This window comes from Pseudoduganella violaceinigra DSM 15887 (assembly GCF_000425385.1).
Taxonomy (GTDB): domain Bacteria; phylum Pseudomonadota; class Gammaproteobacteria; order Burkholderiales; family Burkholderiaceae_D; genus Rugamonas; species Rugamonas violaceinigra.
On sequence record NZ_KE384356.1, the window covers coordinates 306,387 to 316,290 of the forward strand.

The window sequence follows — 9,904 nt, forward strand, 5'->3', positions numbered from 1 at the left end:
TTTTGGCGGTGTGCAAGCACCGCTGAAAATGTGAATGCCCTTGTAGCTCAGTGGTAGAGCACTCCCTTGGTAAGGGAGAGGCCACGTGTTCAATCCACGTCAAGGGCACCATTCTTCTTAGTAGATCCGCTCTACTTTCACGCCGCGCCGGCGCAGCAGTTCCGCAACATTCCCCGTTCCCACCAGATGCAGCGTGCCGATAGCGGCAAAGCTGTGCTGTTCTTTTTTCATCATTTCCACGATGCCGTCGGCCAGCACGGGATTGCGCTCGTTCAGCAACACCTGTTTCATGAATTTGCCGGAGAAGGTCTTGTCCTCTTCCACTTCGCGCGCCAGGGCCTCGAATTTGGCCGCATCGGCCGAAGCCCAGGCATCGAGCAGGTCGCGCGGCTGCACGCCCTGGGTCGGGTCTTCGAAGGTATCCAGGCTGTCCTCCAGGAAGCGCGCCTGTTCATCCTTGGTGAGGCGGCCGAACAGCGAAGCCTGGGCGCTCACCGATTCCAGTTCCACGATGCGCTGCTTGCGGCCATGCGCGCTGCGCGCCAGTTGCAGGTCGACGCCCAGCTCGGGGCGATAGCCCAGGTTGCGGTATTCGCCGATGGTGATCATCATGACAATCAGCCATGGCTTCATCGGCGCCACCATTTCCTGGGAGATGCCGTGCTTTTTCAGCATGCGTTCCAGGCGCGGACGGTATTCCGGACGGATGTCGGTCATGGCGCTGCCGCCGCCGGCTGCGTACAGCCCGTACTCGCGCATCACGGCCATCGACCTGGCCGGGTCGGCCGCCGGATCGATCTCCAGCGCCACGGCGGTGGCGCTTTCCAGGGCCTGCGTCACGCGCGGTTCGAGCGGGAAGAAGTCTGGAGTGCCGACGTGGATGGTGCCGAACAGCCAGGAGGTATTGCCGGCGTATTCGAGCTTGTACAGCGCGCCGCGCGCCTGCGGTGCCGTTTTTGCCGGCGCCGCGGCCGGTTGCGCGGCGCCGGCACCGACACTCACACCAAGCAGCAGGCAAAACATCACTATAATCTTGCGTTGCATAGTTTCTCCAAGTAGAACGTGAATATTAAACCTTTGGCACCGGTCTGGCTGTTCGACCTGGATAACACGCTGCACAATGCTTCGCATGCCATCTTCCCGTCCATGGTGGAGAAGATGAATGCCTACGTTGCGGGCGTGCTGGGCGATGGCGTGACGCCGGCCAGCGCGGAGGAAGTCAGCGCGGTGCGCGCCCATTACTGGAAGCGTTACGGCGCAACCTTGCTGGGACTGATGCGCCATCACGGCGTCAATGCGGCCCATTTCCTGCGCGAGACGCACGATCTGCCGGAGCTTGAAGCCATGATCCGCTGCGAACGCGGCCTGGGCCATCTGCTGCGCCGCCTGCCGGGGCGCAAGATCCTGCTGACCAACGCGCCGCGCGACTATGCGCGCAAGGTGGTCGGGCATATGGGCATCGGCCGCCATTTCAGCGGCCAGGTCACGATCGAGTCGATGTATGTGCATCGCCAGTTGCGGCCCAAGCCGTCGCACCTGATGCTGCGCAGACTGATGCGCCGGCAGGGCCTGGACCCGCGCCGGTGTATCCTTGTCGAAGATACGCTGGATAACCTGCGCACCGCGCATGCGCTGGGCATGCGCACCGTGTGGGTTACGCAATACCTGCCAAAGCCGGGGAAAAAACCGGCATGGCTCGATGTCAAAGTAAAATCTGTCAAACAGCTGACGAAATTTAAATAAAACAGGTCCAAAACCCATGGCAAGTACACCGCCCGGACAGCGCAAGCTGCAAATCCTCCAGGCACTGGCTGAAATGCTGGAGCATCCAAAAGGAGAAAAAATCACCACCGCTGCGCTGGCGCGCAAGCTGGACGTATCCGAGGCGGCGCTGTACCGCCATTTCGCGAGCAAGGCCCAGATGTTCGAAGGCCTGATCGAATTCATCGAATCCACCGTTTTCGGCCTGATCAACCAGATCGCCGACAAGCAGGCGGACGGCATGGCCCAGGCGCGCGACATCCTGGGCATGCTGCTGCATTTCGCCAGCAGCAACCCGGGCATGACGCGGGTGCTGATCGGCGACGCGCTGGTCAATGAAGACGAGCGCCTGCAGCAGCGCATGAACCAGTTCTACGACCGCGTCGAACTGGCACTGAAACAGGCGCTGCGTGCAGCAGTGGCCGAAGGCCAGGCCCATGAGGCTGACGTGGCGGCCCGCGCCGGCATGCTGGTCAGCTTCGTGCTGGGCCGCTGGCACCGATACGCCAAGAGCGGCTTCAAGCTGAATCCTTCGCAAGACGCCGCCGTACAGATTGCGCTGCTGCTGAATTGAACGGCTTTACCTTCGCATTGCTGGACGACGCCAGCGTCGATCCGGCGACCGGCGCTGGGCGCCTGTCCCGCCTCTATACCGGCCACCATGCCACCCTGGCCTGCAGCGATTTCGCCGGCTGGCCGGGCGTGCTGGCCGGGATGGAGCAGGCGCTCACGCGCGGGCTGCATGCGGTGCCGGTCCTGAGCTACGAGTTGGGCCACCATATCGTCGGCGTGCGGCCGCGCACCGCCACGGCCGCAGCGCCTCCACTGGCGCAGGTGCTGCTGTTCGAGCGTTGCGAAGAGCTGTCCCAGGCCGAGGTGGCGGCATGGCTGGCGGAGCACGCGGGCGAGGCCGCCGCCGGCGTGGCCGGCATCCGTGCCAACGTGGATGCAGCGCAGTTCGTCGACGCGATCCAGCGTATCCGCAACTACATCGCGGCCGGCGATACTTACCAGGTCAACTACACCTACCGCCTGCATTGCGACGCCTTCGGCTCGCCGTTTGCGCTCTACCAGCGCCTGCGCGCCCGCCAGCCCGTGCCTTACGGGGCGCTGATCGGCTTTGAGGACGGCCGCGCCGTCCTGTCGCTGTCGCCGGAACTGTTCGTGCGCAAAGAGGGCGACATGCTCACCGCGCGCCCGATGAAGGGCACGGCGCCCGCCGCCCCGGACGAGGCTGAAAATGCCCGCCGCGCCGCCGCACTGGCCGCCGACCCGAAAAACCGCGCTGAAAACCTGATGATCGTCGACCTGCTGCGCAACGATATCGGCCGCGTGGCCGCCACCGGCAGTGTCGAAGTGCCCAAACTGTTCGAAGTCACCCGCTTCAGCAGCGTGCTGCAAATGACTTCCACCGTGCAGGCCCGCCTGCGCGCCGGCGCCGCGCTGCAGGACATCTTCACCGCACTCTATCCCTGCGGCTCCATCACCGGCGCGCCCAAGAAGCGCACCATGGAGATCATCGCCGAGCTGGAACCGGAAGCGCGCGGTATCTACACCGGCGCCATCGGCTGGTTCGCACCGGATGGCGACTTCTGCCTGAACGTTCCGATCCGCACCCTGACCCTGCAAGCGGCCGAAAATGGCATCCGTCAAGGCGTCATGGGAGTGGGCGCCGGCATCGTCTACGACAGCGAGCCGCTCGACGAATTCGCGGAATGCCAGCTGAAGGCCCGCTTCCTGACCGGCCTGTCGAACGATTTCGACCTGTTCGAAACCATGCACGCCACGCGCGAAGCCGGCGCCCGCCATCTTGAGCGCCACTTGCAGCGTCTCGCGGCGTCAGCGAGCTATTTCGGCTTTAGCTGGGACGATGCCGCTGCCCGCGCCGGCATTGCGCTGGCCTGCCAGGCCCTTCCCGCCGGGCAGCCGCACCGCCTGCGGCTTGCAATGAATGCCTCGGGTGCTTTCGCCGTCCAATCCAGCGCGTTGGCGCCGCTCCAGGAGCCGGTGCGCGTACTGCTGGCCGATGAGGCCAGCGACAGCGGCGACCTGTTCCTGCGCCATAAATCCACCATCCGCGCACGCTACGACGCGGCCTGGAAAGCCGCCGAGGCGCAGGGCGCTTTCGATCAGCTGTTCTTCAATGAACGGGGCGAGCTGACGGAAGGAGGCCGCAGCAATGTCTTCATCCGGCTTGATGGCCTGTGGATAACGCCGCCCTTATCCAGCGGTATTTTGCCGGGCGTGATGCGCGCGGTGCTGTTGGAAACCTGGAACGCGCAGGAGCGCGCCATTTCACGCGAAATGCTGCTCGCCGCGGAGGAAATCGTCGTGTGCAATTCTCTGCGCGGCGCAATGCGCGCAAGCCTACAGGTCGATTAGCATTTCGAAGCCGCCGTAGATCAGCCGCTTGCCGTCGAACGGCATCCGGGCCGGGTCCATCATCTCCTTCATGCGCGGATCGGCCATGACCTTCTCGTTGCAGGCATCGCGCACCTCGCGCGAAGGGTAAATGATCCATGAGAATACGACCACCTCGCCCTCCTCGAGCTTGACCGCTTGCGGGAAGGAAGTGTGGACGCCTACTTTCACATCGTCAGCCACGGTCTCGCGGTACTCGGTGGCGCCAAACTCACGCCACACCTTGGCGCACTGGCGCGACATTTCCAGGTAGGCATCCATCTTCTTGCTAGGGACCGGCACAATGAATCCATCGACGTAAGCCATTTGAATCTCCTTGTGAAGTGAACCCCCAGCTTATGCCGCACGATTGGCGGTGACAAGGAAGGCGCGGCGATACGCGCCCGGCGTGGTTGAGGCAACGCGGCGGAAATGATGGCGCAGCGACTCTTCCGAACCGAATCCCGCCCGCTCGGCTACCTGGGCCAGTGGGATATCAGGCGATTCCAGCAGATCCTTGGCGATTGCCACCCGTTCGCGCGCCAGCCACTCGACCGGCCCCATGCCGGTGGCCTCCTGGAATTGCCGCTGCAACGTGCGCGCGCTCATGGCCGCGCGCGCGGCCATGCTGGCCACCGTATGCGGCTCGGCCGGGTGGCTGCGCAGCCAGTCCATCAGGCGCGACAAGCGTCCCTGTTCATCATGTGCCATGGGACGGGGCAGGAACTGCGCCTGGCCGCCCACCCGGTGCGGCGCCACCACCAGCCGTTGCGCGACCATATTGCCGACCCGGGCGCCGTAGTCGCGGCGCACCAGGTGCAGCAGCATATCGAGTCCCGCTGCGGAGCCGGCGGAAGTAATGACCTGTCCCTCATCGACATACAGATCGTCTGCCAGCACCCGTACGCGCGGAAAACGGCGCGCCAGTCTTTCGACGTAGCGCCAATGGGTCGTCGCCCGCAGGCCATCGAGCACGCCCGCCGCCGCCAGGATGAAGACGCCCGAGCAGATGGTGCACAGGCGGGCGCCGCGCGCATGGGCGGCGCGCATTTGCGCCAGCAGCGATTCCGGCGGCGCTTCATCGGCATCACGCCAGCCGGGAATGACGATGGTGTCGGCACGCTCCAGCAACTGCGGATCATGGGGCGCCTGCACCAGGATGCCGCCCGCCGCACGGATCGGCCCCGGCTCGATGGCGCAGACGGCAAAGTCGTACCAGTCCACGCCCAGTTCCGGGCGCTCCAGGGCAAACAGTTCAACCGTGCAGCCGAATTCGAAGGTGCACAGGCCGTCGTAGGCCAGCGCCACAACCAGGTGTTTTTTCGCGCTCATGGCGCAATCTTAACGCACTCTGGCATTTGCGCCACTGCCGCGCCAATGGGCGGCGGCCGACAATGGCAGCACTTTCAACGCCACAGGAGAATCAAGATGCCATCCGTCGTTACCGAAGTCGCTGCCGCCCCAAGTGCCGAAGCCCTGGTCCATTTCGAAGATACACTGCGTTTTGAAACGGATTGCTGGGATGTCCACAGCGTGATGGGCACCGCCCAGCAGGATTTCGTGCTGCTTGACGTGCGGGGAACGGAAAAGTACGCTGCGGGACATGTGCCGGGCGCGGTCGACCTGGCGCATCGCAAGATCATCGGCTCCAAGCTGGCCGGATACCCGATGGATACCGTCTTTGTGACCTACTGCGCCGGCCCGCATTGCAACGGCGCGGCACGCGCGGCGATCCGCCTGGCGAAGCTGGGCCGCCCGGTGAAGGTCATGCCCGGCGGGATCACCGGCTGGCTGGACGAAGGCTTCGCCCTCGCCACCGCGCCGGCCGCCGCCGCGGCCTGATTAACCGCCCAGGGCTTTCTCGAGCGCCTCGGCCAGGGCCTTATCGTCCGGTTTGACCTTGCTCGGGAAGCTCTCGACCACATTGCCTTTGCGGTCGATCAGGTATTTATGGAAATTCCAGGCCGGCGCCTTGCCGGTCGCCTTGATCAGCTTCGCATAGAACGGGTTCGGCGCATCGCCCGACACCACCGATTTGGCGAACATCGGGAATTTCACGCCGTAGGTGTTGTAGCAGAGGTCGGCGATTTCCTTGCTGCTGCCCGGCTCCTGCTTGCCGAAATCATTCGACGGGAATCCCAGCACGACCAGCCCTTTTCCCGAATATTTCGCATACACTTCCTCCAGCCCTTTGTACTGCGGGGTATAACCGCAATAGCTGGCCGTGTTGACGACCAGGATCACTTTGCCGGCGTACTGGCACAGGTCCTGCGGCGCATCGTCCTGCAGGCGGTTGAAGGATTGTTTCAGGATGGCGGGGCAGCTGGCGGCAGCTGCGGCCGCAGGTTGCGCGGCAGGCGCCTGTGCGAAAGCAGCAGCGGCGCCCAGGCTGAGCGCGGACAGCACAGCTAACTTGGTGAGGATGGATGGCATGGGTCTCTTCCGGTTCGTTCGATTTTCCGATTGTATGACAATTGCGGCTTGTGCATTCGCTCTTGCGGCGTCCGCCGCGCCGGCCCCCCTGCCCGCGATGAAAACGCAGCAGGTATCTGTTTCCGGCCTCTCGTCGGGTGCTTTCATGGCGGTGCAATACGAGGTTGCCTATTCGGGCAGCGTGGTGGGTGCGGGCATCATCGCCGGCGGCAGCTATTACTGCGCGCAGGGCAGCATGATGGCCGCGATCGGCAGCTGCAAGGGGGCCGACGCCGCGGAACTGGCGGCCCTTACGCGCAAGCGCGCCGATGCGAAGCAGGTCGATCCCGTTTCCAAGCTGGCCTCCCATCGCGTCTGGATGTTCTCCGGCACGCTCGACAAGCTGGTCCCCGCCGCTTCGATGGCCGACCTGGCGAAGTACTACGCAGCCTTCATTCCCTCCGCACAGATCCAGTACAAGAACGACCTGGCCGCCGGCCACGCCATGCCAACCGACAGTTTCGGCAATCAATGCGATGCGCTGGCCGCGCCATTCATCAGCAACTGCGGATTTGACGCCGCTGGCAGCCTGCTGCAGTGGATTTACGGCCCGCTGAAGGCGCGCGGCGACATCGCGGCGCCGGCCGGCAAGCTGCTGGAATTCGACCAGTCGGAATTCCTGGCCGCGCCAACCACGCATGGCATGGCGAATTCCGGCTACGTCTACATTCCACCGGGCTGCGAGGGGAAAGGCGGCGGTTGCAGGCTGCATATCGCCCTGCACGGCTGCCTGCAGGATATCGGCAACCTCCAGGACACCTACGCGCGCAACGCCGGCTACAACGCCTGGGCCGATACCAATCGCATCGTGGTGCTGTATCCGCAAGCGGCCGCCATCAGCCCGATGCCGAATCCAAAGGCATGCTGGGATTGGTGGGGCTATGACGATCCGGACTACTCGGTGCAGAGCGGCCGCCAACTGCGCGCCATCAAACGGATGGCCGACCGCCTGACGGGAGCGTAATCCGGAAGCAGGCGCCACGCTCGCCGTTGGGAAGGCATTCCACCTCGCCGCCGTGGCGGCGGGCGATCTGGCGCACTAGGGACAGGCCAAGTCCGACGCCGCCAGCCTTTTCCGACGCGCCGGGCAGGCGGTAGAAAGGTTCAAAGATCCTGTCCCGCTCGGAAGCGGGCACTCCGGCCCCCTTGTCGCAGACATCGAGCCGTGTTTTCCCGGCGCAGCTGAGCAACTGTACGCCCACTTCCGCGTCTCCGCCATGGCGCAGTGCGTTTTCCAGCAGGTTGCGTACCATGCGCCGCAACAGGGTGGCGTCGCCGCGTAGCGTATCGGACACGCCTTCCAACACAGCGCCTACCCGCGCGCACTCCTCGGCCACGATGCCGGTGAAGTCGACATCGCAATCGGCCGGGTCGCCGGCGGGCAGCGCATCCAATCGGCTCGCCAGCAGGAGTTCATCAATCAACTGGTCCAGCTCCGAGATATTGCGTGCCAATTCCTGGCGCATCGCCGGGCTGGCGGAATCCTGCAGCAATTCCACCGCCATCCGAATCCGCGCCAGCGGTGATCGCAGCTCATGGGATGCATTGGCCAGCAGGGACTTCTGTGCAACGACCAGGGCCTGAACACGCGCTGCCGAATCGTTGAAGCTGGCCGCCAGCTGCGCCACTTCATCCCTGCCCTCAACGATCACGCGGGCTGCCAGGTCCCCCCGGCCCCAGGCCTGCACGCTTGCCTGAAGCCGCTCAAGCCTGCGCGTGATCCAGCGCACGACCGGATACGCCCCCGCCGCAATCACGACGGCAATCATCAGCAGCAAGGCCACCACCGCCATCGTGGCATTGCGCGGCATATGGCGCGGCGGCGCGAACCAGAAGTGAATGTATCCGAAGAGGAGGACGGCCAGCACGATGCAGGCGATCAGCGTGGCATAAATGCGCACGTACATGCGGTCGCCGAAGCTACGCATCCTGCACCTTTGCAAAGACATAGCCGGCGCCGCGCACGGTGATGATGCGGCGCGGCACCTTGGGATCGTCCTCAATGGCCGCGCGCACACGCCCAACGTGGACGTCGATCGAACGATCGAATGGCTCCAGCGCCCCGCCCTTGAGCGCTTCCATCAGCTGGTCGCGCGATAGCACGCGTCCGGCACGCCGGGCGAAGGCCAGCAGCAGGTCGAACTGGTAGGCCGTCAGCGGCTTTTCGGCCCCGTCCACGCGCACGGTGCGCGCGCCGGGATCGATTTCAAGCCTGCCAAAACGTAGCGGCGGCTCGGCGGCGGCCGTGGCATCGGCCAGCGTCGGCCGGCGTAGCAGTGCCCGCAAACGGGCCAACAGTTCGCGCGGCTCGAAAGGCTTGGGCAAGTAGTCGTCGGCGCCCAGTTCCAGGCCGACGACGCGGTCGAACGGATCCCCCTTGGCCGTCAGCATAAGCACCGGCAGGCTGCGCAAAGGCTGCGGCATGGCCCGCAGGCGGCGGCAAACCTCCAACCCGTCGATATCGGGCAGCATCAGGTCCAGGACCAGGGCCGAAAAAGCATCCGGCCCCCACCTGGCAAGCCGCTCCAGCCCAGCCTGCGCCGTATCGGCATGCTCCACGCGCAAGCCATTCTGGGCCAGGTAGGTTTCGACCATCGCGGCCAGGCGCTGGTCGTCATCGATGATGAGGACTAGGGGTGGGGACATGGTGAAGACTATAGCCTAATGACGCCCCATGTGGCTGGTCGCCATCATATGCAATGCGCCATTGAATTTTGCGCGCTGTTCCGGCGAAAGCACTTCGGCGGCGTCCATTGCCGCCGCCAGCACGCGGCGCGACATCAGGTCCATATTCTTCACGTGGCCGGCGCGCGCATTTTCCAGCGCCACACGGTCGATGGCGGGCTGCGACAGCAGCTTGGCCATCGCGTCATGCCCCTCTTCCAGCTGCTGATGGATCGGCTTGACGTCGTTGAAGCATGCCTTGGCGATTTCGTTCAGGCGGGTTTTCTGGGCCGCCGTGCCATCCGGCAGGATGTGCTCAACCATCTTTTCAATATGCTTGTCCGCTTGGGTGGCATCCATCGTCCACGGGTTTTGGCCGTGCCCATGGCCGTGCTCATGCCCGGCGGCGAAGGCGCTGCCGCCCAGGGCGGCGACTGCCGTGGCAACTGCAATCCAGGTTTTCTTGCTCATGACATCTCCTCTTTGGTTGGTGGGTATGGCCACTTTGGGGAGCCAGCGTTTCGCTTCCATGAGTCCTGCGTAAAGTTTTGTAAATCTGCGACAAATGTAAGGGTTTGTAATGACCGTCAACATACTGCTGAGCAGA

Annotated in this window: 12 protein-coding genes and 1 tRNA gene; 6 read left to right on the plus strand and 7 right to left on the minus strand. The window is 64.3% G+C overall.

What is annotated here, in order from left to right:
• Window positions 1–36 precede the first annotated feature (36 nt).
• A tRNA-Thr gene (locus H597_RS0118010) sits at window positions 37–111 on the plus strand.
• Between the two features lie 6 nt (window positions 112–117).
• Here the strand turns inward: H597_RS0118010 and H597_RS0118015 are convergent.
• Window positions 118–1,044: a TraB/GumN family protein gene (locus H597_RS0118015; RefSeq protein ID WP_051293895.1), complete on the minus strand. Its 927-nt coding sequence runs from the start codon at window positions 1,042–1,044 to the stop codon at window positions 118–120.
• Between the two features lie 18 nt (window positions 1,045–1,062).
• Between H597_RS0118015 and H597_RS0118020 the strand changes: the two genes are divergently transcribed.
• From H597_RS0118020 to pabB, 3 genes are read left to right on the plus strand one after another with little or no spacing between them, the layout of a single operon-like run.
• Window positions 1,063–1,743, plus strand: coding sequence for a pyrimidine 5'-nucleotidase (locus H597_RS0118020; RefSeq protein WP_028103352.1), 681 nt, complete (start codon window positions 1,063–1,065; stop codon window positions 1,741–1,743).
• A 16-nt stretch (window positions 1,744–1,759) separates the two neighbouring features.
• Window positions 1,760–2,335, plus strand: coding sequence for a nucleoid occlusion factor SlmA (slmA, locus tag H597_RS0118025; RefSeq protein WP_028103353.1), 576 nt, complete (start codon window positions 1,760–1,762; stop codon window positions 2,333–2,335).
• Entirely contained in the window at window positions 2,332–4,143 is a 1,812-nt protein-coding gene (pabB, locus tag H597_RS0118030; protein ID WP_028103354.1) for an aminodeoxychorismate synthase component I, read from the plus strand. Before slmA ends, pabB begins: the two co-directional genes overlap by 4 nt.
• On the opposite strand, the gene H597_RS0118035 is transcribed toward pabB, so the two are convergent.
• Complete coding sequence (locus tag H597_RS0118035) at window positions 4,129–4,488, minus strand: DUF1428 domain-containing protein (RefSeq protein ID WP_028103355.1); 360 nt, start codon at window positions 4,486–4,488, stop codon at window positions 4,129–4,131. The genes pabB and H597_RS0118035 overlap by 15 nt on opposite strands.
• 30 nt (window positions 4,489–4,518) lie before the next feature.
• Window positions 4,519–5,493, minus strand: coding sequence for a transcriptional regulator FtrA (gene ftrA / locus H597_RS0118040; protein ID WP_028103356.1), 975 nt, complete (start codon window positions 5,491–5,493; stop codon window positions 4,519–4,521).
• A gap of 96 nt (window positions 5,494–5,589) precedes the next feature.
• Between ftrA and H597_RS0118045 the strand changes: the two genes are divergently transcribed.
• Entirely contained in the window at window positions 5,590–6,003 is a 414-nt protein-coding gene (locus H597_RS0118045) for a rhodanese-like domain-containing protein (protein ID WP_035374597.1), read from the plus strand.
• Here H597_RS0118045 and H597_RS0118050 read toward each other — a convergent pair whose 3' ends face one another.
• Window positions 6,004–6,594, minus strand: coding sequence for a glutathione peroxidase (locus H597_RS0118050; protein ID WP_028103358.1), 591 nt, complete (start codon window positions 6,592–6,594; stop codon window positions 6,004–6,006). It abuts the gene before it with no gap.
• A 145-nt stretch (window positions 6,595–6,739) separates the two neighbouring features.
• Between H597_RS0118050 and H597_RS31490 the strand changes: the two genes are divergently transcribed.
• A complete protein-coding gene (locus H597_RS31490) occupies window positions 6,740–7,597 on the plus strand; it encodes an extracellular catalytic domain type 2 short-chain-length polyhydroxyalkanoate depolymerase (protein WP_051293933.1) in 858 nt (285 codons plus the stop codon).
• Here the strand turns inward: H597_RS31490 and H597_RS31495 are convergent.
• Genes H597_RS31495 through H597_RS31500 form a run of 3 tightly spaced genes read right to left on the minus strand, consistent with a single transcriptional unit; the run spans window position 7,563 to window position 9,768 of the window.
• A complete protein-coding gene (locus tag H597_RS31495) occupies window positions 7,563–8,561 on the minus strand; it encodes a HAMP domain-containing sensor histidine kinase (RefSeq protein ID WP_051293896.1) in 999 nt (332 codons plus the stop codon). The two genes, H597_RS31490 and H597_RS31495, sit on opposite strands and share 35 nt — an antisense overlap.
• The gene (locus H597_RS0118065; protein ID WP_028103359.1) at window positions 8,554–9,279 is read right to left on the minus strand and encodes a response regulator; all 726 of its coding nucleotides are present in this window, start codon (window positions 9,277–9,279) and stop codon (window positions 8,554–8,556) included. Before H597_RS0118065 ends, H597_RS31495 begins: the two co-directional genes overlap by 8 nt.
• 15 nt (window positions 9,280–9,294) lie before the next feature.
• A complete protein-coding gene (locus tag H597_RS31500) occupies window positions 9,295–9,768 on the minus strand; it encodes a periplasmic heavy metal sensor (RefSeq protein ID WP_051293897.1) in 474 nt (157 codons plus the stop codon).
• Window positions 9,769–9,904 lie beyond the last annotated feature (136 nt).